At 62.1% G+C, this 26,392-nt stretch carries 17 protein-coding genes; 9 read left to right on the top strand and 8 right to left on the bottom strand.

Translation table 11 applies throughout. The features are described 5' to 3' along the window. Positions 1-1,035 precede the first annotated feature (1,035 nt). The gene (locus K1X15_RS15825) at positions 1,036-9,327 is read right to left on the bottom strand and encodes a type I polyketide synthase (protein ID WP_220304564.1); all 8,292 of its coding nucleotides are present in this window, start codon (positions 9,325-9,327) and stop codon (positions 1,036-1,038) included. Between the two features lie 125 nt (positions 9,328-9,452). Continuing rightward, positions 9,453-10,205: an outer membrane protein gene (locus K1X15_RS15820; protein ID WP_220304563.1), complete on the bottom strand. Its 753-nt coding sequence runs from the start codon at positions 10,203-10,205 to the stop codon at positions 9,453-9,455. Positions 10,206-10,566: 361 nt separating this feature from the next. On the opposite strand from K1X15_RS15820, the gene K1X15_RS15815 reads away from it, so the two are divergent. Both K1X15_RS15815 and K1X15_RS15810 read left to right on the top strand, forming a co-directional pair. Continuing rightward, positions 10,567-12,867, top strand: a complete 2,301-nt coding sequence (locus K1X15_RS15815) for an ATP-binding protein (protein ID WP_220304562.1) — start codon at positions 10,567-10,569, stop codon at positions 12,865-12,867. Continuing rightward, positions 12,864-13,235: a response regulator gene (locus K1X15_RS15810; RefSeq protein WP_220304561.1), complete on the top strand. Its 372-nt coding sequence runs from the start codon at positions 12,864-12,866 to the stop codon at positions 13,233-13,235. The genes K1X15_RS15815 and K1X15_RS15810 overlap by 4 nt, the downstream gene beginning before the upstream one ends. Here the strand turns inward: K1X15_RS15810 and K1X15_RS15805 are convergent. The 6 genes from K1X15_RS15805 to K1X15_RS15780 all read right to left on the bottom strand — a co-directional run bounded on the left by K1X15_RS15805 (position 13,219) and on the right by K1X15_RS15780 (position 17,765). Continuing rightward, positions 13,219-13,704 carry a MarR family winged helix-turn-helix transcriptional regulator gene (locus K1X15_RS15805; protein ID WP_220304560.1) on the bottom strand — a complete coding sequence of 162 codons (486 nt, stop codon included), beginning with the start codon at positions 13,702-13,704 and terminating at the stop codon, positions 13,219-13,221. The genes K1X15_RS15810 and K1X15_RS15805 overlap by 17 nt on opposite strands. A gap of 187 nt (positions 13,705-13,891) precedes the next feature. Then, positions 13,892-14,137, bottom strand: coding sequence for a hypothetical protein (locus tag K1X15_RS15800; protein WP_220304559.1), 246 nt, complete (start codon positions 14,135-14,137; stop codon positions 13,892-13,894). Between the two features lie 363 nt (positions 14,138-14,500). Next, on the bottom strand, positions 14,501-15,643 hold the full coding sequence (locus tag K1X15_RS15795) for a YihY/virulence factor BrkB family protein (protein ID WP_240549521.1): 1,143 nt from the start codon (positions 15,641-15,643) through the stop codon (positions 14,501-14,503). Between the two features lie 45 nt (positions 15,644-15,688). Next, complete coding sequence (locus tag K1X15_RS15790) at positions 15,689-16,762, bottom strand: DUF3618 domain-containing protein (protein ID WP_220304558.1); 1,074 nt, start codon at positions 16,760-16,762, stop codon at positions 15,689-15,691. Then, complete coding sequence (locus tag K1X15_RS15785; protein WP_220304557.1) at positions 16,762-17,178, bottom strand: phage holin family protein; 417 nt, start codon at positions 17,176-17,178, stop codon at positions 16,762-16,764. The genes K1X15_RS15790 and K1X15_RS15785 overlap by 1 nt, the downstream gene beginning before the upstream one ends. Further along, a complete protein-coding gene (locus K1X15_RS15780) occupies positions 17,175-17,765 on the bottom strand; it encodes a hypothetical protein (protein WP_220304556.1) in 591 nt (196 codons plus the stop codon). The genes K1X15_RS15785 and K1X15_RS15780 overlap by 4 nt, the downstream gene beginning before the upstream one ends. A 219-nt stretch (positions 17,766-17,984) precedes the next feature. On the opposite strand from K1X15_RS15780, the gene K1X15_RS15775 reads away from it, so the two are divergent. From K1X15_RS15775 to ctaD, 7 genes are all read left to right on the top strand, one after another. Continuing rightward, complete coding sequence (locus K1X15_RS15775; protein WP_240549520.1) at positions 17,985-18,485, top strand: DUF421 domain-containing protein; 501 nt, start codon at positions 17,985-17,987, stop codon at positions 18,483-18,485. A gap of 178 nt (positions 18,486-18,663) precedes the next feature. Further along, entirely contained in the window at positions 18,664-19,716 is a 1,053-nt protein-coding gene (locus tag K1X15_RS15770) for an AI-2E family transporter (protein WP_220304555.1), read from the top strand. Between the two features lie 502 nt (positions 19,717-20,218). Beyond that, entirely contained in the window at positions 20,219-20,737 is a 519-nt protein-coding gene (locus K1X15_RS15765) for a cytochrome c oxidase assembly protein (protein ID WP_220304554.1), read from the top strand. Continuing rightward, entirely contained in the window at positions 20,730-21,815 is a 1,086-nt protein-coding gene (locus tag K1X15_RS15760; protein WP_220304553.1) for a c-type cytochrome, read from the top strand. The genes K1X15_RS15765 and K1X15_RS15760 overlap by 8 nt, the downstream gene beginning before the upstream one ends. Before the next feature lie 2 nt (positions 21,816-21,817). Beyond that, positions 21,818-22,801, top strand: coding sequence for a cytochrome c oxidase subunit II (gene coxB / locus K1X15_RS15755; protein WP_240549768.1), 984 nt, complete (start codon positions 21,818-21,820; stop codon positions 22,799-22,801). Between the two features lie 2 nt (positions 22,802-22,803). After that, positions 22,804-23,856, top strand: coding sequence for a sodium:calcium antiporter (locus K1X15_RS15750; protein WP_220304551.1), 1,053 nt, complete (start codon positions 22,804-22,806; stop codon positions 23,854-23,856). 4 nt (positions 23,857-23,860) lie between these two features. Beyond that, on the top strand, positions 23,861-26,389 hold the full coding sequence (ctaD, locus tag K1X15_RS15745; protein ID WP_220304550.1) for a cytochrome c oxidase subunit I: 2,529 nt from the start codon (positions 23,861-23,863) through the stop codon (positions 26,387-26,389). Positions 26,390-26,392 lie beyond the last annotated feature (3 nt).

Raw genomic sequence — 26,392 nt, 5'->3', positions numbered from 1 at the left:
CAGTATACGCGGCAAATCAGATGCTGCGGTTTGCCCGAGCGAACAGCCTTCACGCCCAGAGCGCTTTCGGCGGCTCCTTCTGGTGATTGAGCTTGAACCAAGGCCTCGGGCGCGACTGTCTTTGTACGCAGATCGATGACACGGAACTCTGCCAAACCGAATCCTCCTGATCGGCCGAAGCTACCAGTCCTGAACCAATCGTTCGTTCAACTTTGACATGATCCGCCGCTTGCGCTCCTTCACTCGCTCGCCGTCCGGCTCCGAAGCTTTGCGCGGTGCGTCGCAGCGTTCGACATTGGCCTTGAGCTCATTGGTCAGGGGCAGCGCCTGGGGGGACTGATGGTTGGCGACGTGTTGGCCTTGCCGTCCACTAGGCGGAGCGGCAGGTTCAACATATGGGTTTTGGCATGAACGCCTGCCTCGAGTGACCTAATGACAGAGCGCAATGAGTGCTCAGCGTCACTGCAGATCGCTGCGCAAAAATTGGCGTGGCCCGGAAGCAGAACCGTTCCCAGTTGCCGGCCTGCCAGTGAGAGCCAGTTCGACCGCCACGTTTCAGAGCGCCCAAGACTACCCAGAAGTCGCGCCATTCCGCAGCCTTTCCATTTCGCCCATGCCTCAAGGGCCGTCCAGGCCTCAAGCGCAGTGACCCCACGCGCTTCTGCCGTCCAAGTCACCACTGGCTCGGTCAAGACGACTGGTCGAATGGCTTCTATGTCTATGCCCACTGGCTGGTCCGCGACCGCAACGATGGCCATTCCGCTTGTGCGCGACAGACTGAATTCGGGCGCGCCGACCATATACGGCTTGCCGCACTCGTCGCGAGACAGTTCCCCCCTCGGCGCGCCATATTCTTCCAGGATAATCCGGAGCCCAGCGTGACTGGCGAGATACGCGATCCGGTCCGCCGGCCTTAACAGGGCCTCACTGCGTCTCAGCTCCATCGCTCCAATAAGGTCCGTGCGAGCCGAAAGGCGCTCGGCACCGCCTTCAAGGTCGATCACCCAAATATCCAGGAAGCCACTCACTCTGGTGTCAATTCGTCAAGGAGCATTGCTCAGGGGAAAGGAGGGATCCTCCACCTGTTCCTTGAGCGAAATCGGGCAGTTGGCTGACAAGACTCGCAGCAATGGCCTCGACATCCTGCAGTGTGAACACATCACGGTCGAAATAGAAGTTGAGATCAATGCCGTCAGCACGCGACAGAGGACGCAGTTGGAGCTGATTTTCCTGCAATCCGAAGAGGTCTAAGCCGAGTGGCTCGATCTCGAGAGAAAAGGCGGAAATGATGGTATCCTGGTGATCGGCCAGCGTCCCCATGAGTGTGTCGTTCAATGTCCGGTCGGCAAGAAGCCGGGCGTATCCGAAGCGACCTGGAAAGGCCTGTGCGGACAGCCCAACTTCGTCCATGCGGTGCTTATCGGCGTGAATGTCATGAGGCTCGGCCCCGGGCATGGTGAGGAACTGATCGGCGATGGTTCGCGCAGTAACTGCCAGGGCGGTGTGGCGCAGATCACGTGCGGCCAACACCGCGCCTCGTCGCACGAAGCCGACATAGTTCTCGAGCGCCGTCACGGACCGCCCCGGTTGAACCACATGCAATAGCACATCATCGACGCCCCCTGCGGCCGCTATCGCCTTGGCATAGGCTGCCGCAAGAAGCGCGTTTTCCGTGGTGCTCAGGGCGCGCGCCGATTGGCGCAGCGATCGGGCCTGGGCAGGGGCCAATCGAACGGTAAGCCTTTCACTGCTTGCAAGCGTCCAGGGCCCCACGGGCCGACTCGGGTCCGGGGGACGCCCAACATTGGCCCAAGGGAGCGGCGGCAGCGCTTCCATGGCGGCGGTCGCATCGTTATCGCCTGCCCATTGGGCCAGGAGGGATTTCGCTTCGGCCAGAGAGGCGGGGACGGGACCCAGATCGAGTCCGAGATAGGCCCGGATCAGTTGATCGCAGATAAGCGCTAGCGACCAGCCGTCCGCGACGAGCTCGAAGACTTTGACGACCACAACATCGAAACCGTCGAATTGTAGTAGATGCACCTCGAACAGATGCTCTCCTTCAGGCAGCAACGCCCTGCCGGCCAACACCCGTACGACAGTCATGTAGTCCTCGGGCGGGGTCCGGCGGCAATCATGCGTAGCCACGGCGCAGCCCCCCGGGTCGAGGCGTGGGCGCCGATGCCCCCTCATGCCCTCAAAGCGAATCCGGAGATTTTCATGCCGTTCGGTCAGCGTCGAGACCGCCAGTTGTAGTCGGTCGGGATCCACGCCTGGCGAGATGCGGATCGCCTGGCTCAGTGTCCAGGCTCGCCGAAACTGCCTGCTGGCTTTGTCACTGTCGATCAGGTCAAGCAGCCTCATTGCATCCTGCGTGAGAAGGGCGTCATCGCCTTGCGCCGCTACCCCCCGATCCGTGGCGTTCACGGGCCTGACTGACTCGCCCTCGTCCAGGCTGACCGACTGCATCTGCCCGTCCCACCGGATGGCCAGGCATGCCAACGTGCTTTGGAGGAGCGCACGAATAAAGTCGGGGTCGAGCACCGTGCTGTCGAAGGCAAAGGTGAGATGGGCGATACCGTCCGCCGACCGTGAGACTGCGGCCGCGAGGTCGTGCCTCGGCATGTGCAGCGAGACGTCCGACCCATAGAACGCGAATTGTGTCGGCCATGCTCCGCTTTGTCCCGAACCGACCTCACGCGGAAGCAAACTGAGCGGGAAGTCGGCGTGCGGACGGCCCATCTCGAACTGACGACGCACGCTATCTGTGCTGCCCTGGGCATTGACAAGAACGGGGACGACGCCATCGGCAACCATCGCAGCAACCAGAACACTTTCTTGGTCGATTTGAATCGCCAGAGCCCGGCCGAAGGCCTCAAGCCACTGCGTGTCGGTTGGGTGGCTCGAACCACTCTCTGTTACGTCGAGGTCGATGCGCAAGGCCTCGGTGGGCCCGAAGCGGATTGGTGGACCGGATGGCAGTCTGGGGTGCTGGCGATTGGCGAATGGTGTCGCGCAGGGCCAGCGGGCAGCATGCGCCGACCAGTAGGCCCGGCGCCTGCGGACGTCCGCATCATCGTTCTCACCGGGACCCTCGGTCTCAGTCTCTCCGCCGGCCTGCGCCGGTCCTTGGGCCAAGCGTTCCTCGGCAAGGGCAATAATTTGTGTCGTCAGGGACTGTATGCTTGGCGTACCGAAAAATGCTCCCACTGGAATAGCACTACCGAGCTGAGCCTCGATGCGGTTCTTCAGCTCAATCGACGATAGGGAATCAAATCCAAGATCGACCAGAGGGCGGGCCGCATCGATCTCGCTCCCGTCAAGCTTGAGGGCAAGGCTGATTTCCCTGGCCAGCATCCGACTTACCAGGGGTGCCCAGCCGCCTTTCGGTGTCTGCGACAGTTCGCTCAACAGCGGTTGTCCGCCAGTCATTTCTGACCGGGTCAGGGCTTGCACGCGCGGAGGTCCATTCTCTCCTGCTGCGCGCGCCACCGCGTTCCAATCGGCGTCCACATAGTCCAGATTGCTGACGTTCCGCGCCAGGACAAGGTCCAGGGCCGCCAGGGCGTCCTCGTTGGAAATGGGTTTGAAGCCGACACTCTCGAGGTAGGAACGCATGGCCTTGTTGCGGGCCACCATGCCGACGTCCTGCAGGGGGCCCCAGCCAATCGTTTGGGCGCGCAGTCCGAGTGGGCGCCGGTGGCGGGCCAGACCTTCAAGAAAGGCGTTTGCCGCCACATAGTTTGCTTGTCCGACAGATCCCACCGTCTGGGCGATGGACGAAAAGCAGCAGAAGATGTCGGGGTCGAAGCCGTAGTTTCGCGTTGCCGCGTGCAGGTTCCATGCCCCAAAGATTTTGGGCGCCAGCACGGCTTCGACGCTTTCCTTGGTCAATTGGTCGAGCATCGCGTCGCCGAGAACGGCAGCCGCATGGATCACGCCCCCCAGCGCCGCTCCTTCGGCATGCAGCGCGGCAAACAAGGCGTCGACTGCCACAGAGTCGGTCACATCGAGATCCATGGTCTCGATCTGTCTGCCACGGGCAACGAGGCTGTCGATTACAGGGCGCGCCTCTTCACTCAGGCGCCCGCTCCGGGACGCGAGTATGATCCGGCCTGCGCCCTTCTCTGCGAGCCACTGAGCTACCAACGCGCCGAAGCCACCGGTCCCGCCGGTCACGAGATAGACCGCATCTGGACGCACATCGACCTGGTCCAGCCTCTGCCGCACCGGCACCGGTCCCTGCTGATAGTCCAGCACGATCTTGCCGATATGCCTCGCCTGGGCCATTAGCCTGAAGGCCTCTTCAGACCTCGCCGCTGGGTAGCTGGTGATGGGGAGCGGAGTTAGCCTGCCGGATTTGAAACCCTCCATGACCTCTGAAAATACCTGGGGCAAGAGCTCGGGCCGCTGCTCGTTCATCGCGGCCAGATCGATGACGTGAAGGGAAATATTCCGCGCCAACGCCTCGAGCCCAATCTGCCGGTTGTCATAGACGTCGCGTTTGCCGATTTCCAGGAACCGGCCAAAGGGTCGAAGCAGCGACAGGCTCTTTGCCTGCGCATGTCCTGAAAGCGCGTTGAGAACGATGTCCACACCCTCGCCGCCGGTCAGGGCCATGATTTCGTCGGCAAAGGCGAGGCTGCGCGAATGCAATACATGGTCGACGCCCATGTCGCGCAAAAACTGGCGCTTGGTCCCGCTTCCGGCCGTGGCAAAGATTTCCGCGCCCCGAGCGCGGGCGATCTGGATGGCCGCGAGCCCCACCCCACCCGTGCCGAGGTGGATGAGAACCCGGTCTCCACGGCGAATGCGCGCAACGTGCTCCAATCCGTAGTGGGCGGTGGCGAAAGCCGAGCCGATGCTGGCCGCCTGCGCGAAGCTCATCTCATCGGGGATCGGCACGACCTCGGCTGCCGGCCGGACGCTCCATGCCTGCATGGCCGATTTGCCCATGCAGAGCACACGGTCGCCCGGCCGCACGCCCACGACACCCGGTGCGACCTGCCGCACGGTGCCGCTGAATTCAAGACCCAAGGTCTGCCACGCCGGCCGCGCCTCGGCCTTTTGCGGCAGAAGCCCCGTGGCGGCCATGACATCCCGAAAGTTGAGACCGACCGCGGCCGTCTCGATCAGCACTTCACCGCGACCGGGGCAGGGCATGTCGCGACTGTCGTGGTATAGCCCACTCAGAGAGCCCGGCGTGGTCATGGTCAATGCGAAATTGGCCGTCGCAGGCGTCGCCAAAGTTGTTCGCGCTGGCAGGTCCTGCCCTTCAATCCGATTCAGCCTGGGCACCCAGCGACGGTCGCCCCGCAATGCCCATTCGGTTTCCTGGCTCTCTGCTCCGACCGTCTCGATCAGCTCCAGCGGGTCCTCGGGCCCCAGATCAATCTGTCGTACGCGTACATTGTTCAGTTCGCTGGCCAGGGTGCGGGCCAAGCCGGCGAGCGGGCTCGCAGCCAGTCCTGCCTCGTCGATCCCGCGCCCATCTGGAGATCTTGCGCCCCTCGTCACGATGGTAAGACGTGCCGGGCGGGCCGAGTAGCGAAGGACCTTGCCCAGATTGATCAGCGCCAGGATATTTTCATATGCGGATGCGACGGCGTCGCATTCCGGTCCGGACGGAGCAGCGACGAACACAATGTGTGGTTCGGCGATGCGCGGCGACTGGCTCAGCCGATCCTCGATCTGCACCAGGTCCAGCGCTGCATGTTGGGAATGGTCTGCCAGTCCCGGCCCGGTCAGCAGCCGAAATTCCGGCTGTGCCGGATGTGCGGCTCCGTCGCTTTGTTCGATCCAGTTCTCGACCACGAAATGCGGACCAGAAGTGGATTGATCCTGCGCGAGCTGTGGCACTTCGCGCATGCCCAGGCCCGATATCGAAAGAAGTGGATTGCCATCCTCGTCCGTCACCGAGAAATCGGCGCCGAGATCATCGGTCGCATGTGATTTGGCGGTTACGATAATTCGTGGAGGCAAGGCCGCATGGCAGACTACGCGCGCAATTGTCGTGGGCAGCAGGAGCCGCCTGGGCTCGAGGGGTTCATCCACAAAGGCGAAGGTCAGACCTGTTTGGAGAACCCCGTCGAGGAGTGCCGGGTGTGCAAGATAGCTCTGCATCGGGTTGGCGCTATTCGGCGGGAGCACCAGTCGTGCCCGGAGCTCGTTTTCGAAGATCTCGAGCTCAGAGATAGTCCGGAAGGCGGCACCATAGGCGAAACCCAAGCGATCGGCCTGGGCGTAGAACTCCTCTGCCGAAAGGAGGGTGCCGCGCTCCCACAATGCGGGGACGGGTCTTGGGCTGATGTCGGTCAGCCTCAAATGGCCCGTGGCCCGCAGCGTCCACGTCTCGCTGCTCTGACGTAGGCGCGTGTGAACGGCAACCTGCCCGGTCGACGGATCGAAACGCGTCGAAACCAGCACCTCGTCTTGAGGACCCATGAAGAGGGCTGAGACAATGGCGAATTTTTCGAGTTCCAGCGTGCCCTCGCCCAGGGTCTCCCTACCGGCAGCCAACATGAGCTCAAGGTAGCCTGCGGCCGGAAAGACGACACTGCTACCCAAGGCATGATCGGCCAGCATGGCATTGCCGGTCAGGCTGATCTCGTTCGACCAGGAGTACCCCGGGCTGCGCTCGCGCCGGCCGAGTAGTGTGTGGCTCGGCGCGGTCAGCAGCAACGCCTTGGCCTCTTCGGAGATGCGCCAGTGGTTGGTCATGTCCCAGCTGTAGTTGGGCAATCGAACCTCATTGGCGGAGCTGCGCCCCATCTGTGCTCCGGGCAGGTCCAGGCCGGCTTCCCAGATGCCACCCGCTGCCCTTGCGAGGCATTCGAAATCATCCTTTTCCCGCTCGAGCGATGCAATCGCGCGGATCGGCTTGCCTGCTTCGGCACCGATGGCCGCGTTGCTGCCGGTGAGGACCCTATGCGGCGAAATTTCGAGCAGCACATTGGCGCCGAGCTCAAGCGCCTGATGCACGCCCGCGGCATATCGCACCGGCTCACGGAGGTTTCGCCACCAATAGTCGGCATCAAGGCGGCTCTCCGGTTCCCCGGTCACCGTGGAGATGAACAACAATTCGGGTGGTCGACAAGCAATGTCGCCCAATGCCGCGCGGAACCAGTCCTCCAGCGGGTCCAACAACCGCGAGTGCCACGCAGTATCGCTTTGGACCCGCCGCACGAAACAATCCGGTCGTGTCTGCCTCAGATGCCGCTCCAGGGTGGCGATGTCCTCCTGTTCTCCGCTGAGCGTCACAACGCCGGCAGAGTTTATCGCGGCCAGATCTATGTTCAGCGCTTCAGGGATCAGGTCTTCAACGTTGCGGGCCGGCGCGCCCACTACCAGCATCGCGCTATCGCGCCCAATGCGATCCCGTATCTGGCTTCGCACATGGATCAGCTTGGTCGCATCATCGAGCGTCAGGACCCCGGCGGCCACCGCTGCAGCCACCTCGCCAAAGCTGTGTCCCATGACGAACTCCGGACGCACGCCTTGCGCAGTCCAATACGCTGAGAGTCCCAGCTGAAGCCCGAACAGTGCAGGCATAGCGTATTGCGAACGGTGGAGTTGAGAGGCTTGCTCAGTCGCCAGTAGCGTCTCGCGTACCGACCAACCTGCCAGCGCTTTGAACCGCTGCTCGAACGCATGGAACGCGTTGCCGAATGCGGCGTCTTCGAGTAGCAGACGGCGGCCCATGGCCCACCATTGTCCGCCTTGCCCGCCATAGGTGAATGCCAGCCGAGGTTCGACAAGGCTCCTGGTCGGCTCCGTTGTCCCAGTAGCTAGCTCGCGAAGGCGTGAGCCCAGCTCGTGTTCTGAATGGAGGACCAAGGTGCGCCGCCAAGGCTTGGGGTCCCGGCTTCTCAGCGCGGCGACTTTGTCCTCGAACCCTGCCTCGCTGGCATCGAGCGCCTGCGCAGTCCTTTCCGCAAGCCTGCTGAGCGCTGCCGGCGAACTGGCGGACAGTGGCACGGCCGTCGGAAGCCTAAGCTCCGCCGGGGCTGCTGCCCCGGCCTGTTGCAGTTCAACAGACTCGATCAGCACGCTGGCATTGGTCCCCCCAAATCCGAAGGAGTTGACCGCCACTAGAACCGGCTGTCCGCTCCGGCCAATCGGTACGACATCGTTCGGAACCACCAGGTTGTGAGCGTCAAAGGCGATGTCGGGGTTGGGGTCCCTGAAACCGTGATTGGGTGGCACCTGGCGCCTTCTGGCCACGAGCATGGCTTTGATCAGCCCGGCAATGCCGGCAGCCGGCTCCAGATGGCCAATATTGGGCTTGACCGAGCCTACCGGCAACGAGGCCGTGCGACGCTCGCCCCCGAAAACCACACCGATTGCACTGGCCTCGATTGGATCGCCGACCGGTGTGCCGGTGCCGTGCGCTTCTACATAGTCGACCGCTATCGGGTCGACTTCTGCGCGCCGGCAGAGAGTTTCCAGCATGGCGCGTTGTGCTGCCGGGTTTGGGGCGGTGAGGGTCGGCGTTCGCCCATCCTGATTGACCGCCGTGGCGCGAATGCGGGCGAGGATGCGGTTCCCATCCGCCAGCGCGTCGGGCTCCCGCTTTAGAATGACCACGCCCAGGCCTTCGCCGCGGACATAACCGTTGGCGCGGGCATCGAAGGTGGCAATCTCGCCGGTCGGCGAGAGCATGCCCGCCTTTGAAAAGGCAACAAAGCCACCGAAATCGGCCAGCACATGCACGCCCGCTACAATGGCAATGTCGCAATCCCCTCGCTCAAGGTTGAGGACTGCCTGGTCGAGGGCTACGAGCGAAGACGAACAAGCAGTGTCGATGGAATAGCTAGGCCCGCTCAGGTTGAAGCGGTGCGATAACCTGTTGGCCACGATGCTCAGGGCTGCGCCGGTGCCGGTGAATGCATCGCCCTGGGTCCGACGATAGCGTTGCAGATTGGCGTATTCGGCGGCCGACACGCCGACGAAAACGCCCGTGCGAGCCAGTTGCAGGTCGGCGCGCGTGAGGGCGGCGTCCTCCATGGCTTCATAGGCCGCCATCAGCAGCAGGCGCTGCTGCGGGTCCATAACCTCGGCCTCGCGCGGTGAAATACCGAAGAATCCGTGATCGAAGCCGGCAATGTCGCGGAGAAAGCCGCCCCACTTGCTGTAGGACAGTCCAGTGGCGGCTCTGTCCGGATCGAAAACCGCATTGGCCAGAAACCGGTCGGGCGGCAATTCAGTGATCGCCGAGCGCCCAGCGTGCAGCAACTCCCAGAAGGTCTCGGCATCGTCAATGCCACCAGGAAGTCGACAAGCCATTCCCAGAATGGCGATGCCCGGTGGGGGTGAAGCGCGTTCACTCATGCGGTCAAGGTCTTTCGGGCCGGTCGGGAGCCGGCCTAGGAACGGAAAGATGGGCCCGTCACGCGGTCGAGGGCCGGCGACGGGCTCGGTGCAGAGCGGCGGGCAGTGGCGCCCCTCTGCTTCAATCAGAAGCGGGCCTTGAGGCCGACCGCGAGGACATGGCCCAGTACGCTGGCATTGACATTGCGGTTCCCCACGCCACCAGCCCCGGTGAACGTCAGGTTGGCGCGTGAACCGACCAGTAGCGTGTAGTCTGCCGTGAGTTCCACGTTGTCCGACAAGGCATACTGGAAGCCGGCGCCGACGCGCCCGGCGAAAACAGTGCTGCTACCGGTGATCGTACCGTTGATGGCAAAACCGAGCGCGCCCGGGTCGTTGTAAGTGAGGTTGGAATTGATGTTGGCGGCGCCGAGGCCGGCGCTCAGATAAGGCACGAAGTCCCCGAACTGGGAGAATTCATAATAGCCCATTGCCATCACGGAGACGGTGGTCACGCTGCCTGTCAGGGTCCCCGTAGTCTGGCCGGCGACGCCAGCAAATGCACCGGTGAACGAATCGCCGGCATTGTTGGCCACGGCGAGTTCGGCCTCGGCGCGGAAGTTCGGCGAAAGATACTTGCCGACGGCTACAGCCCCCGCGATGCCGGCCTTGAAGCGGGCGTCGCCGTTCAGATCCGGGAGGCCGCCAGCGGTGGCTGTCATGTTGATCGTGCCCGGCAGTGCCACACCGATCTTGGCAGATGCGTACCAGTTCAGCGTGGCAGCATCGTCGGCCATGTAGATGGCATCGACCTGGGGCAGCGCCTGATCGGCTGCACAAGCCGCGCTAACCCCCAATAGGGAAACCGCCAAAGCGGCAGCCATTCCTTTGAAATGCATAATAGTATCTCCAGCACGCAGTGCTCTCGGCCCCGCGCTTTGTGTTGCCCTCCCCGCTGGTCCGGAAATCGGTCGCGGGCTGTTTTTTGACCGGCGCCACATCCTCAAGCGCGCCGGATTGCCTCCCTTCGAAGTCAGCGTCGGCGCAATCGGCTTGCTGCATCGATTGGACGACCTTGAACTCCTTCGGGTGAGCGGAATTCAGCACTTTTATCTCAAAGGCACAAATAAAAAGATCACTGAGCTTTTAAAAGGTCGGCGATTGTGACCAGATTGCAGCGGTGCAAGGCCACAAACCGTTTGGCGCTCTGCCAAGGCATGGGGTACTGCCGTACTTCGCAGCGAGGAGGGCGCCGCGTTCATGGCCGACAGATTTTACTGGATTTACGAATCGCAGCGGCTCAGCAAAGGGGGCCCGCGGCTGATCTGGCTGGCGCTGATGGCCTGCCTTGCTATCATCTTCATCTTGGCGGTTCGCGACGATATCGTATCGCTATCTGGCAGGCCCGCCGCAGAACGGGACGAAATCGCGCTGGCGGGACGCATCATGTCGGCGGTGGATCCGGACGGTTCGCTCAGGCTCCAGGACATACTGGAACAGGGCGACAGCTTCTTCGGTGACATTACCAACCGCGGGGTGTCTCCTGCGCCTACGGCTGCATTCTGGCTCCGCATCGAAGTGCCCCGACTCGACCCGGGCGAGTACGGGATTTCCCTGGAGCTGACGCGGGCGCGGGACACCGATCTTTTCATACCTCGAGACGACGGCTACCGGCTGCTGCAATGGCGGCGCGGTGATTGGTCTAGCCTCACGCGCTATCCGATCTTTGCCCTTGAGGGTGAAGATATCGCCGGCAAGACACTCTACTTGCGCACCGTCACCGGCTCCTCGATGCGCGCAATGCTGCACCTGCGCCCCCTCCAGGCGCTGATAGGCGACTACAGCATGGAATCAGTCACGCTGGGCATCCTTTCCGGCGTGTTGCTGGGTCTGGCCGTCTATATCGGGGTCATGGCCGTGACTTTGCGGGACCGCTTGTTCGGATCGCTGGTTGGTGTCATCGTCGCTTTCACCTGCTACATGCTCGCCGACAGGGGCATCCTCGATACGCACATCTTGCCGGGCGCAGAGACAGTTGCCCGTCTTGTCTCCCTCAGTGCAACCATCCTCATCTATGCAGCGCTTCTGACGTTTACCCGCTACTGGCTCGACGTCCGGTCCTGGTCGAAGGGGCTAGATCGCGCTCTCAACATTGCTGCCATTGCCTTCGGGCTGCTAGCCGCCGAGACAGCCCGCGAAACACTGGTAGGTGAGCAATTCGTGCGCCTATTCTCTGCTTTCGCTGGGATGCTGGCGCTAGTGCTATGCTTGGCGGTCGCAGTGGTTGCACTCTGGCGAACGCGCACCCGGGCGATTCTATTCCTGCTGGGCTGGTCACCGGCCATCGCCACGGCGTTCCTGCGGTTGGCGCTCGACCTGTTCCCCGGCGTTGGCGCCTCGGTACTGTTCGCAAATTCACTCTATGTTGGAGCCACTGCTTCGCTGCTCTGTTATGGCGTGCTGGTCTCAGACAGCCTGCAACATCGCGAGCGCCGCCTGCGCCAGCGAGCCGAACTCATGGAGACGCGCTTCCGCAACTTTGCCGATAGCGCCGCAGATAGCTTTTGGGAAACCACGGCCCAGGGATACATCACCTACTTCGAAGGTCCACAATTTGCCGACCTTTCCCTCGAGATTGGACAGCCTCTCGTGCCGTCACTGGCCGCGGTCGCGCGCCACAGTGACTCGGCGTTGGCCCGCATTCGACGCTGCCTAGAAGAGGGGGAACCTTTCCGGGATGTGGCGCTTGCCGTGCTTGGCCAAGACGGCAAGAGCCGGGAGGTTCTGATCAGCGGCACTTTTGCACGCGATCCGCGCGGGCGGGTATCGGGCTTTGCCGGTACTCTGGTTGACGCGACTGAGCGGGATGCGCATCTGCAACAGTCGGCACGTCGTGAGAAAATGGCCGCCCTCGGACAGCTGGCGGCCTATGTCGCCCACGAGATCAATAACCTCCTGCACCCTATCATGAGTTTCTCGCGACAGGCCCGGCGCCGCGCTCAGGACGACCATGAGACCGTAAAGCTCTTGAACACGGTCGTCGAACTGTCCCAGGACATGCGCGACATGGTGGCATCCCTGCGCTCTACAACGGCGGTCGAACATGAGGACACCACCCGCCTGCCGATCAGCACCGCCTTGCGCCGAAGCCTTGACACCGTACGACCGATCCTGCCGCCTCGCATTGCGCTCAAAGCAGATGTCGCCGAGCTGGAAGGCCCAGAAATTCACGCGGGAGAGATGCTGCAGGTCATGACCAACCTGGTGGCCAATGCCATGCGCGCCATAGACAATGAGGGTGTCATCGAGGTCATCCTGGAGGGGGGCACCACCCCCCGTTTGGTTGTGCGCGACAACGGTTCAGGCATGTCCGACGATGTCGCGTCGCGCGCCTTTGAGCCGTTCTTCACCACGCGCCCGCAGAGCGGCGGCACGGGACTGGGCCTGTCCGTCGTGGCCGGGCTGCTGAAAAGTTGGGGCGCGACGGCGCGCATTGAATCCGTGTCCGGTCAGGGCACGTCCGTGGTCATCGCGTTCGCCCAAGGAGGCGCCGGCTCATGAAACATCCGCCCCGGGTCCTCGTGTGCGACGATTTCGCACCCCTGCTGGCATCTGTTGCCGGCAGCCTCCGGCATGCCGGTTTCGAAGTCGACACTTCAGCAACCGGAATTGATTCCCTCGCTCGGCTCAGGAGCGCGCCTTACGACGTGCTGGTAACTGACATCTGGATGCCCGGCATGGACGGGCTCTCGCTCATGAAGCTGCTGACGACGGAGTTTCCCCAGCTACGAGTGTTCGCGATGACGGGCGGCGGGCCGGACTTCACGGTCGAGACCGCCGTTTCACTAGCCGAGGTCTGGGGCGCTGAGCGCGTCTTCGTCAAACCTTTCGACGAGGAGCAATTGGTTCAGGCTATTCTGGATCGCTAGCTGCGCCGCTCGGGTCGCTACCTTCAGGCTGTCGCTTCTTCGATTGCAGGCGGACCAGCATGCGTTCGAGCGCCTCTGCAAGTGCGCGTTTTTGGACTCCGTCAAGGCTTGCTAGCGCCTCAACCACGGTGTTCAGGGGATCTGACAGCAGCAGTTCGCGCCCTTTGTCGGTGACATCGACACGCCGAATACGGCCGCGTCCAAGCGATCCTGCGTCCTCGAGCAGTCCCTTGGATATCAGCGTTCGCACCGTCCGGGTGGTGGGACCGGGCTCGATCCCTTGGTAGCGCGCCAGGGATATGGCGCTGCGGTGCGGGGCATCCGCTTTGGCAAAATAGCGCAAGGCGCTCCATTGCGCCGGATAGAGGTCAGCGGCGTGGTTGCTGGAGTGAATGTGCCGTGTCACCTGATCGAGCAGACCGGCCAGGGCTGCGTCGGCTTTCGATGGATGGGAAGTGCCAGACGTCAAATGGACCCTCCCAGGCTGATACGACGCCACCCGGCGCAGCGCCAGATATGGCATACGGGCCGGTGAAAGCAAGTCGGCGATCCGGTTCTGCTGGCACTCGAGCTCTGGGCACCGGCGGCCAACGAACACCGTCTCGCTCTCTAGTCGCCACAGCGATTTCCTCTGTACAAGCAGTCCCGCTCGTGGCTCAGTCGGCGTCCGGCCAGTCAGACATGTCCTTTTCGCCATATTTTGCGCTTTCATACGCTTTGCGCAGGTGCGGGACCAGCGCTACATCGACGACAATCTGCTTGTTTGCGTCCTGAAAGCTTCCATCTGGCATGCGACGATACTTCCGCCCTTCATATTCGAAAGGCCAAGGTTGGGTCCGGCGCAGATAATACGCGCCGCCCAAGAGTGCAGCGATTCCAACTATTAGTCCGACTTCCAGCATTCTCTCTCCCCACCTTTTGCGTGGGCCTCAACTGCTATTTTAGAGGCGAGCTCTTACGAGCCCCATTCTCAGGAACCGAAGCATGAAATGCTCACTGAGCATTTATGTCAAGTTGGGAAGAGGGGCAATGCTCAAGAGACGTCGAAGCCTGCTGCGCGAGCCGATCCAAGCTCAAACCTGGTGTGTCTATGGCTCCTGGTACGACGAGGTTTGCCCATACGCAGAGAGTGCGTGATGACGGAGTGGCGCGAGAGAGAAGTGGAAAGGGGCGATCCGGTGTCTCCACCCCCTCACCAAAAATTCGCGTGCTCCCAATGGTTTCGGGAGGTCCGCCAGGAGGGCGAATCCATCCCTCTTCCCAACTTAGGACCGCGTGAACCCTTTCGGGTCGGCAGGTGGGGGCGATGTCTCCGATTTCCCACGCGCTTTCAGCAATGCGACAAGCACTGTCGGCAACAGAATTCCGATGGCAAGGGGGGTGACCTTTCGACGATCGCGCGGTTCAGGAATCTCAACCGCCTCACGATCGGGTGGCCACACACGACCGACGGTGTCGGCCATACGAGCGCCTCGTTCACCGAGCGGTTCGGCCGGACCGGTGGTTGAATCCCGTGCCGTCTGATGTTCGACCTCGGAGTTGAGTTCGGCACCTAGGATGACGATTGTGGTCGAAATCCACAGCCAGATCATCAAGCCGATTACGGCGCCCAGCGAACCGTAGGCCGCGCTGTCGTCCGAGAAATTGCTGACATACCAGGAGAACACCACCGAGCCGCCGCTCAGGAGGAGAGCGGAGAACACAGAGCCTGGCGTAATCCAGCGCCATTTGGCCTGTTCCCGGCTCGGTCCCCAACGGTATAGGGCGGCCACGCCGACCCACAGCACCAGCACCATGGCGGCATAGGCCGCAAGGCGAGCTGTCCACCCCATGCCCTCGGACCATGGGGTAAAGGCGACCAGGCTTGGCACGACCAGCAATACTGCAATAACCAGCAATGCCGCGATGGCGCCAGCCAGGGCAAAGAGCAGCGCGAGTCCGTTGAAGGCAATGAACGAGCGGTTCTCCTGCTCGTGATAGGCAATGTTCATGGCTTCGAACATGGCCTTTACCCCGGCGCTGGAACCCCACAAGGCGACGCCGATGGAGAATAATAGCGATAGGCCCAATCCGCCGCGGCTCTGTTCCGCCAGGCGGGTCAACTGGTCCCGCACCACACCGAGAGCCCCGGGGGGAACCACACCCGCGAGCAGGTCGACATGGTCCAGTACGCTGGTCGCATCGTTGAATAGCCCATAGATGGAAACGAAGGCGTTGAGCGTGGGCACAAGGGCGAGAAGAATGTAGAAGCTCACTGCGGCCGAGGTGAACAACACCCGGTCCCGGCCAATGGACTGGAAGAGGCGCCAGCCAATGTCTTTCCAACCGGGTTGTGGAATCTGACCGGGCGCATCGGCGGCGCGGCCGCGCCTGGATTGGGCGGCATATCGCTCGTCAATCATGCTCATATCTGCTCCGGAACGGGCGAGGAGGCCCGGGGCCTCCTCCCGAGGCTAATGGGTGCCGGTACTGCTGCCGTCGCGGCCGGTCGGTGCCTTGTCCACCGCCTCGGCAAGATCGGCCTTGGCTCGCTCATAGGCCTCTCCCGCCTTGCCTGAGGCTTCTTCGTAGGCCTCCGAGGCCTTGTACTTGCCCTCTTCGTAGAGGTCGGCAGCGGCATCGCCGATCCTGTCCTTGACGGCATCGGCCTGCTTACCCATCACTTCATCTTCCTGGGCGGTGTGCGGCAGGCTGGAGCCCAGCGCGGCCCCCAAGGCAAAGGCCAGGGCGCCGCCGACCATGGGCTGGTCGCGGAACTGTGTCATGATCATCTGGTTAAGATGACCGGCCTGGTGCTGGATGGCACTTGCGGCCTGGCCGGCTCCGTGGCGACCGGCGCTGGCTTGGGCCGCCGCACCGTCCTTGACACCATGGGCTGCATCGCGAACCAGCCGCCAGCTATGGGAGGCCCAGCCGGCTGCCTCGTCCAGCATATTACCGGTTTCGTCGCGAAAATGCTCGATGCGCTCGCCGGCCGCATTGGTGAAACCCTTGAACCGGTTGCCGCTCTCATCGATGAAGTGCCCAGCCCGTTTGCCGCTCTCGTCAGTCAGGGCCTTGAAATTCTTGCCCGCATCGTCGGCGAAGCTGGTGAAGCTGCGGCCGCGGTCGTCCTTGGTCTGCCCGACCCTGCGGAGGCTCGTACCCGAAATCACGGTCACGGGATATTCCCCATACTCCTCCTCGTCGGCATCGGCAGTCCCATAGCCGCGGTGGCGGTTGATACTGCGGTCCCAAGCCTGATCGGCCCTGGTATCGACGGCGTGCCCGTTGGCAGGCTTTGCCATGAGCCAGGCAAGACTGACGCCGAGCAGCGCCACGGGCAGGGGATTGGAAGTGACCTGCCGCTGCAGCGTGGAGACGAACTCCCCACCACCCTTGGTGTAAGCCAGAAATTCATCGACCAGTTGCCCGGGCGAAAGCCTGTCCTGGATCTGGTCGATCGTGTCTTCCACGCGATTGCGCTGCATGTCGATCTCGTGCTGCAGATCGGCGGCGCTCTTATTATGATTGGTATCGGTAGCCATCACAGCCTCTCTTTCACGGCTTCTGCATCGCGGCCCAGCGAGGCCGTCGTACGGTTCAGGTTCAAATTGCTGGCCTTGAGCGCGGCCAGACCCCGGTTGACTGCGATCCAACCGGCAATGCCGACCACCAGCGTCACGATCAGTGCGGACAAGGCGCTGGCGAGGGTTGGGTTCAAGTTCATGCCGACCATCCAGGCCGCCAGAAGTTGAACGATGGCGCTGAGCAGGACGCCCAGCGCACCGAGCACAAGCACGCCACCGGCCGCGATCGATGCCAGCGCTGTCAGCGCCTGCGAGACCTTTTCAGAAGCCTCGGTCTTGGCCAGTTGCACCTCCTTGCGGAACAGGCTCGTCATGTCAGAGACGAGCCCGCTCAGAAGGTCCGTCAGGGGACGGCCGTCATTTGCTACGCTCATTGCATGTCTCCCCTCTCCAGGCCTGGTGTGGCGGTTGGACCGGTCGGGCGCGCGGTCGTCGGTGCGGGCGTGGCCTTGCTGGCGCGGCGATGCGCCGAGGCCAGGGCAAAGCGGCTGGCGACAAAACCGGTCAAGGCGGCAGCGCCCAAGAATGCGACGGGCTGGCTTCGGCCAAAGGATTCCGCAGCTCCCATAAGGTCATCGGTATCGCGTTGCTGGACCTCCGAGCCGACCTTGGAAAGTCCCTGCGCCAGATCCCGGGCGTAGCGGGCGATGGTTTGCTGGTCATTGCCTTCGAGCTCGTCCGCGACCCTGCGGATGGCGTCCGCAACGCCGGTGATCTGGTTGGCAGCTAGGTCTTTCTGGTCTTCGGCAAAGGATCGGGCATTGGCCGTTGCCTCGCCCATCTTGTCCTTGGCCTGCCGCCCCAATTCCTCTACGTCCTGGCGGGCCTGACTCTTGGCGGCGTCAAAATCTCTCTTCGCCTTCTGTGACAACTCGTCAATATCCCCCTTGGCCCTGTCCTGCGGCCCCCGAGAGCTGGTGCCGGGGTTACTTCCGGGCAGGTTCGAATGATCGTTGCTCATTGGTAACTCCTCAAATAATGCGGCCGCACACCCTCGTGGCCACCTAAGGGCTCAATGGTTCGCTACTGATCGAGTTCCGGGGAATATTGCGAGTTGATCCGGATCGCTATCCAGGCGCAACCAGCCCAAGATCGTGGCTAAAGGTGCGGAGAGGAGAACGAACCCAATGGGGCGAACGCGCGTTGCCGTTTGATCATTCGAATTGGCAAGGCAGGCAGCATGCACTGGAGTGAAATGTTCTTTCAAAGCCCGAGGGGGCTGGTTCGGACACTGATCGTTGGTGGTCTGGCCTACATCGCTTTGGTGCTATTCCTGCGCATTTCCGGCAAGCGCACCCTCGCCAAACTGAACGCCTTTGACCTTGTGGTTACGGTTGCCCTTGGTTCGACGCTGTCGTCGATCTTGTTGCAGGAATCCATTGCGCTGACGGAAGGGCTGGTTGCTTTGGCCCTTCTCATAGGGGCCCAGTTTCTCGTGACATTCGCTTCAGTGAGATCAAAACGCTTTGCATCCCTTGTGCGCAGCGAACCCTCGCTCCTGGCTAAAGACGGGCATTTTTGCGAAGGCAGTCTGCAGAGAGAGCGCATCACCAAGGACGAAGCCTTGTCTGTCGTACGGGCAAATGGTGGCAAAGAAATCGCCGATGTGGAGTTTCTTGTGCTGGAAAGCGATGGCACGATCAGTGTCCGCCTTAGAGACGGCAAACCCCGCGCGGTGTAATGGACCCGCAGCCGCGCGCGGAGCGGACTGACCTTCTATTCACCTAAGTTACACGTCGCACTCATAGGCAACCACCTCGGCCCCTGAACATAGTCCTCGGTGCCCTGTGGCCCCGCCATTCGGCCTTCCGACGGCGTCGCAGGTGCGGTCATCGCAATTACCCAGCTCAGGATTCACCATGACCCGAGACCTGACGAGTTCGCCGCGTCAAATACCTTCCTTTTCGTGGATTGCGGGTGCCACCCTGGTGGTCGCCGGCGTCCTCTTTCTGGCTTGGGTTGCCTGGACTGTCTCCCGGGTCATCCTGCTGCTGTTTGGTGCAGTGGTAGTCGCAAGCATCCTGCATGCAGCCGCGGCACTGCTCGAGCGCTTTTCGCCGCTCAATCGAAAATGGGCTCTGATCCTGACGGAAATGGCGGTTCTTGGTCTGGTCGGGCTTTGTTTCTACCTCATGGGAAGCCAGCTGATGGGGGCATTCTCCAACCTTACCGAACAGGTCTCGGCTGCTCTCGACATGCTCTCGGAACGCTACAATATCGATGTTGTAAGAAATCTGCGTGAGCAGGCGGAAATTGGCTGGCTCGGGAGTCTGGTCGGAATAGCGCCCAATTTGGCCGGCCTGGCCACCAGTGTGCTACTGGTTGTCGTCGGGGGCATCTTTCTGGCTGCCCAGCCAGACCTCTATCGCGACGGGGCGCTGCAACTGCTTCCGTCGATGCAACGCCCAGCTGTTAGCTCGGCCCTGTCCAAGGCAGGCAATGCCATGAGGCTCTGGCTTCTGGGCAAGTTGCTGGCGATGCTGGTGATCGGCATCGTTACCTATGTCGGATTACTGGCAGTTGGGCTGCCCTCGGCCCTGGCGCTGGCATTGATCGCAGGACTACTGGAATTCATTCCATTCATAGGGCCAATCCTGAGCTTCGCCCCAGCTGCACTGATAGCCCTCTCTCAAGGCGACGCGACGATCTGGTGGGTTACGGGGCTTTATCTGCTCATCCAGCAAGCAGAGAACAATCTCCTCATTCCGCTGATACAGCAGCGGACGGTCGAACTGCCGCCAGTCCTGGGCCTGTTCTCCATTGCCATACTCGGCTCCCTATTTGGGGCAATTGGCGTCATTTTTGCGGTACCGCTGACCGTCGTGATCATGGTCGCAGTCAAGCAGCTTTATGTCCGCGACAAACTGGGTGAGCACACGCACATTCCAGGCGAGAAGGCAGAGTCCGACTGACCGAGTGCAAGGCAATCAATATTGCTGTCATCCAGAAGCGGAGGCAAGGTGGACCATGCGCATAGCTTAAGGACTACGCTTACGCGTTGCTCTCGGTGCCCCGTCGGCAGCGTTGCATCCGCCGACACCGTCCGCGCGATCCATGGCAGGGCAGATATGAAAGTGCCACTGTTTTCGTAGCGACGATCTGCGCGGCAATGCTGTCGTGCCTGAATCGCAGATCGAGGCCGACAGGGCAGAAGCCGCGGCCAAGTTGGTCTAGGAAGTGAGGGTTCTTCGCGGCAGAGTCAGCAGGCACATGGTCTGCTGGGGGGTACTGGCAGTCGCGCGACTACCGCGACATGGTTCGGCTCAACGGCGAGCCCCGCCCGGCAGAGTTCGATGGTAGCCAACCCTTAGGTGCGCAGGCCGGATCAGATTTCTTCGCAACTATCTACGCGTTCCGGCCTTTGTTCTTCAGGAGGAAAGAGCGAAGGGCGCGATGGGACACCTTTCCACACACATGCTGATGCACCTGATGTTGATGAACGCCATGGTGCCAATTGGCGTCTATGTCCTGAAGAGGCTGGGGCGTTTGCCGCGCATCTGGAGGATCTGGCCCTGGGCCACTGCGGCCCAGCTGGCAATGCTCTGGGGTTGGCACAGCCCGGTCATTCTGAGCGCAGCCACGCAGAACTTGGGTTTGATGATGCTGATGCAGGTTAACCTGGGCGGAGCGGCGGCCCTGTTCTGGATCAGCATTGCCAGCATGCCACAGCACGAAAGCTGGCGCGCAATAATGGCGCTGTTGATCACAGGCAAGCTATTCTGCCTGCTCGGGGCGCTGCTGGTCTTTTCCCCCAACCTGCTGTTTTACGATGCAGGCGCGAACCTTATGCCGGCCGCGGGCGCGCTGGCCGATCAGCAATTGGCGGGGATCATCATGCTCGTGGCCTGTCCACTGAGTTACGTCACCGCGGGCATAATCCTGGCCAGCCGGTGGGTTCTGGCTCTGGAAGATCGCGAAGAATTCCGTGGCTGAGGAGAAGGTCGTCCGGGTCAAGCAGCTGACACGCTGGCAACGCATTGGTGTTGCCAGTCTTTTCGTGGCCGGAGCTTTCGTGCTGACAGGAGCAGCATTCATCCTCTCCGGACTCTACAATATCGGAGCCACGCGTGAGCATTGGTCCGTCACCAATTTCATAATCACTATCCTGCGCGATCGCTCCGTTGCAGTGGCCGCCGGCGGCATCGAGGTGCCCGATCTCGACGATGCGGATCTCTATGAGCTGGGAGAGCAGCATTTCCTGGGAACCTGCACGAGTTGCCACGGAACGCCGGGCGATCCGCTCAATCCCCTCTACGCGCATATGTTGCCGCAGCCACCAGACCTGACGGGTGCCTTCGAACACTATGACGCGCGCGAAGTGTTTTGGATCGTCAACCACGGGCTCAAATATACCGGCATGCCTTCCTGGCCGGCACCGCACCGGCCCGACGAGGTCTGGACGGTTGTGTCTTATCTCGAGCGGCTGAACAGGATCGGGCCGGAGAATGTCGGGGCCGAGGACAATGTCCTTGAGCGCGCGCAGAGTTTGGACACCTGCCGGCGCTGCCATGGCGGGGCCGGTGAAGGGCCGGTAAGCGATCTTGTGCCACGCCTCAATGGAATGTCGGAACATTATCTGCGCCGGGCTCTCGAAGAGTATCGGGATGGCCAGCGCGCCAGCGGCGTCATGGGCCCGATTGCCTTTGACATGAGCGATGAGGTCATTGCCGGCAGTGCAGCCAGCTATGCCGCGCTGCCACCACCTCAGGGTCGCGTCAACCCCGATGCAGACCTGACGCTGGGCCGACGGATCGCAGAAGAAGGGATAGCAGGGCAGGACGTGCCAGCTTGCCGGAGTTGCCACGGCGGCGGCAACCCGCAGGTTCCGAGGCTTGCCGGCCAGTCCGAGCGCTACATGTCGACCCAACTCAAATTGTGGCAGCACGCCGAGTATCGAGACGCTTCGCCCGAGGGGCGGCTGATGTCCATCATCGGTGGACGGCTGACCGAAGACCAGGGGCAGGCCGTCAGCGCCTACTACGCCACACTTGATGCGGAGCCGGGCCGATGAGTATGCGCTCCATGCTCGCAGGGTTGCTCTGTCTGCCTATCGTGGCGGGCTGCTCCGCGCAGCAATCGGCATTCCATCCGACCGGTCACGACGCCGAACAGATCAATGCGTTGTTCTGGATGATGACCTGGGGCGGCATTGCCATTTTTGTCCTGGTCATCGTGCTGGCATCCGTCGCCATTCTTGGATCGCAGAGCCTGCGGCAGCGTCTCGCAGGCGAGGGACTGGTCAAGTGGCTGGGTATCGCCTTTCCAGTGGTCGTGCTGACGGCGCTGCTGGTCTACGGCTTCGTTCTGCTCCAGGCAGGCTCCCAGGCGGAGGCGCGCGGCACAGCCCTGCGCATTGCGGTCAGCGGCGAGCAGTGGTGGTGGCGGGTTACCTATGAAATGGCGGATGGGCGCAGGGTGGAGTCTGCCAATGAGATCCATCTGCCGGTGGGTGAGGCAGTCACGCTGGATCTCACCACGGCCGATGTGATTCACAGTTTCTGGGCGCCAAGCTTGGCTGGCAAGCTCGACATGATCCCCGGTCGCACCAACCAGATGACGGTCACTGCCACCAAAGCGGGCATAACGCGGGGTCAGTGCGCAGAATATTGCGGCGGCGCGCATGCATTCATGGCCTTCCATGTGGTCGCGCAAACTCCGGAACTCTTCGAGGCCTGGCTGGCCCAGGAAGGTGCAGATGCCCAACCCCCAGGGGACGAGCGCCAGGAACGGGGACAGGACCTGTTTCTCAGCAGCGGCTGCGGCGGGTGTCACGCGGTGCGCGGAACAGCTGCGGACGGAACGATCGGGCCGGACCTCACCCATGTGGGCGCCAGGCATTCCCTGGCGGCGGCGACCCTGCCGAACACTGCAGAAGCCTTCGCCGCGTTCATCGTCAATAACCAGCACATTAAGCCGGAAAACCGGATGCCGCCTTACGGCATCTTTTTGGACGATCAACTGGCCGATCTGGCCAGCTACCTGGAAGGGTTGCGCTAGCCATGATCAACTTTGCCAACACGCCCGTGTGGATCAACATCCTCGTCTTTATCGGCTCCGCTGCCGCCGTCTGGATCGCGGGAACCAAGATCGCGCGCTATGCCAATGTCATCAGCGAACGCACTGGCATCGGCCAGGCCCTCATCGGCATCGTTCTGCTGGGGGGCGTGACCTCCCTGCCTGAATTGGCCGTGGCGATCACCTCCGCGGTAACCGATGCGCCGGACCTGGCCGTCAATTCCATCCTCGGCGGCATCGCCATGCAGGTGGCCATCCTGGCCATCGCGGACATGCTGATCGGGCGCGACGCACTGACCAGCGTGCTGCCCGACCCCAAGGTCATCCTTCAGGCGGGCCTCAAAATCGTGCTGCTCTCGATCGTCACGGCGTCCATCATAGTGGGCGATACGCCCGTGCTGGGCGTGGGTATCTGGATGTGGCTTTTGCTCGGGGTCACGGGTCTGAGCCTCTATATCCTGGCCAAGGTGCAGCAGGATGTCTCCTGGAAGCCAACCGATACTTCGGTTTCAGAAGAGAGCGAGCAACAGCGCGCCGACAAGGCGGCGGAAAAGGACGAGGACAAGACGCTCAAATGGGCATTATGGCGCGCCACCCTGGCCGGGGCCGTGATTGTGGTTGCCGGCTATCTGCTGTCGCGCACCGGAGACGCCTTGGCGGAGCAGAGCGGGCTGGGGGAGAGCTTCGTGGGTTCGGTTCTTGTGGCCCTTTCAACCTCGCTCCCTGAGGTCAGCACCGTCATCAGTGCGGTGCGCGCCGGGCTCTACACCATGGCGGTGTCCGACATTTTCGGCACCAATCTGTTCGACGTCTCCTTCCTGTTCATTATCGACCTGGCCGGCGGTGGGGGCGCGGTGATGAATGACACCGGACCCTATGAGGGCTTTGCCAGCATCATCGCCATAACTGTCACGGCCATCTTCGTGGTGGGCCTCGCCGAGCGCCGCAACAGGACTGTCCTGCGCATGGGATACGATTCCCTTGCGGTGCTCGGCACATATCTTTGTGGCCTCTTGGTCCTGTTTTTCCTGAGGTGATGGCATGACCGACAAGCACGTCGCACTTCCCAATCCCGATCCTCGCCCGGATGGCGAACTGGAGGAACTCGAGCGCATCTGGGCGACCCCCAAAGGATTTCGCCTGCCCACGGCCGTGAACAACACCGTCATCGGCACGCTCTATATCGGCGCTGCCTTTCTGTTCTTCGTGATGGCCGGCATCCTGGCGCTATTGATGCGCACCCAACTTGCAGTAGGCGACAACAACTTCCTCAGCCAGGATCTCTACAACCAGATCTTCACCACCCACGGCACGACGATGATGTTTCTGTTCGCGGTGCCGGCAGTGGAGGCGCTGGGCGTCTTGCTCCTGCCGCAGATGCTGGCTGCACGCGATCTGCCCTTTCCGCGCCTCAGCGCCTTCGCGATCTGGGCCTATATCATCGGCGGGCTCGTGTTCTTTTCGACCGTCTTCTACGACATGGCGCCCAAGGGCGGCTGGTTCATGTATCCGCCGCTGACGCTGACGGAGTATCAACCGGGTAACAATGCCGATTTCTGGCTCCTTGGCATTGGCTTTATCGAGATTTCAGCCATTGCCGGGGCCATCGAGATCATCGTGGGGGTGCTGCGCACCCGACCGCCCGGCATGACGCTGGCAAAGATGCCGATCTTCGCATGGGCAATGCTCATCTTTGCGGCGATGATCGTGTTCGCATTTCCTGCGGTGATCCTGGCCACCATGCTGCTGGAGATCGAGCGGGCCTTTGGCTGGCCGTTCTTCACCGCCGCCCTAGGGGGCGATGCGCTGCTGTGGCAGCACCTGTTCTGGTTCTTCGGGCATCCCGAGGTCTATATCATCTTTCTGCCGGCAGCCGGGCTGGTCTCGATGATGATCCCGACCATGGCCCAGACGCCGCTAGTCGGTTACCGGCTGATCGTGGTGGCGCTGATCGCCACCGGCTTCTTCAGCTTTGGCCTATGGGTGCACCACATGTTTACCACGGGCATTCCGGGATTGAGCCTGGCCTTCTTCTCGGCCGCGAGCATGGCAGTCGCCATCCCCTCCGGCATTCAGGTCTTCTCCTGGATCGCCACCATGGCCGCCGGGCGCAAGCGCTTCCGCATCACAGTGCCATCCCTTTTCATCCTGGGCTTTCTGTTCATCTTCGTCCTCGGTGGACTGACCGGCGTGATGGTGGCCGTTGTGCCCTTCGACTTCCAGGCCCATGACAGCTATTTCATCGTCGCCCATTTCCACTATGTGTTGGTGGGCGGCATGGTGTTCCCCCTGTTTGCCACGTTTTATTACTGGGCGCCGCTGGTGAGCTGCCGGATGCTTTCGGAGCGCCTGGGCAAGTGGGCGTTCTGGTTGATGTTCATTGGCTTCAACACCGCCTTCTTCCCCATGCATATTACCGGGCTCTCCGGCATGCCGCGCCGCGTCTGGACCTATCCGTCCAATCTGGGCTGGGACGTTCTCAACTCCATTTCCACGGCTGGCGCCTTCATCATGGCGGCCGGCGTCGGTGTGTTCATCATCGATCTCATCCGCAATTTCCGTTTCGGAGAGGGTGGTCCGGAGAATCCCTGGGGCGCCGGCACGCTCGAATTCCTCCCGAATGGCGTCTATTCCACGCGGTCGATCCCCCATGTCACGAGCCTTGAACCGCTGTGGGACCAGCCCGGGCTGGCCAGGGAGGTCGACGCTGGCCACCATTATCTGCCCAATGCCCCAACCCATCGGCGCGAGACACTGGTGACCTCGGCCGTCCAGGCCAAGCCGCAATATGTGCTGCAAATGCCCGGTCCGAGCTGGACGCATTTGGTTGCTGCCGCGGGTACTGCGGGCTTCTTCCTACTCCTCACCGTCAAGCAGGTTCCGTTGGCCTTGGCGAGCGGCATCGTGGCGATAGCCGCCTGCCTGTTCTGGACCTGGGAACTTGATCGCCCTAGCCAGGGCGATGTGGAAGTCGCCAAGGGACTGCGGCTGCCCACCTATGTAACCGGCCCGCTCTCACACAGCTGGTGGGCCATGGTTGTGCTGATGCTGGTGGGTGCCTCGCTCTATGTCAGTTACTTCTTTTCCTATCTCTATCTCTGGACGGTTTCGCCCGATGTCTGGGCGGGCGCGCCCGCGCCGCCCAGCCCGATCTATCCGGTGCTGTCGGCGGCCATGCTGGCCGTGGGTGCCGGCTGCATGATGTGGTGCGGTCGCATCCTGCCGGAAAGCGAGCGCAGGCATTGGGGCGGCATGGGCCTGCTGGTGCTGGCGACTGCGCTGATGGCCGGGGCCGTTGTCCTGGAAATCTGGGGGCACTGGCAAACCGGCCTGCGACCGACTGACTCGTCCTATGGCGCAATGGTCTACATGGCCTCGGTGCTGGAGGGGCAGATCGCCTTCGCCGTCATCATCATGTGCCTGTTCGCGGTGGCGCGTCTTTCCACCAAACAAATCACCGGCCAGCGGCGCGTGACCTTCGATAACGCGGCTCTTCTATATTACTATGCCGTGGGGCAGGGCCTGTTCGGACTGCTGCTGATCCACGGCTTTCCCCGGCAACTGGGATAAATC

It is taken from the genome of Devosia salina, assembly GCF_019504385.1.
GTDB lineage: Bacteria > Pseudomonadota > Alphaproteobacteria > Rhizobiales > Devosiaceae > Devosia > Devosia salina.
This window is presented reverse-complemented; position numbering and strand designations above follow the sequence as displayed.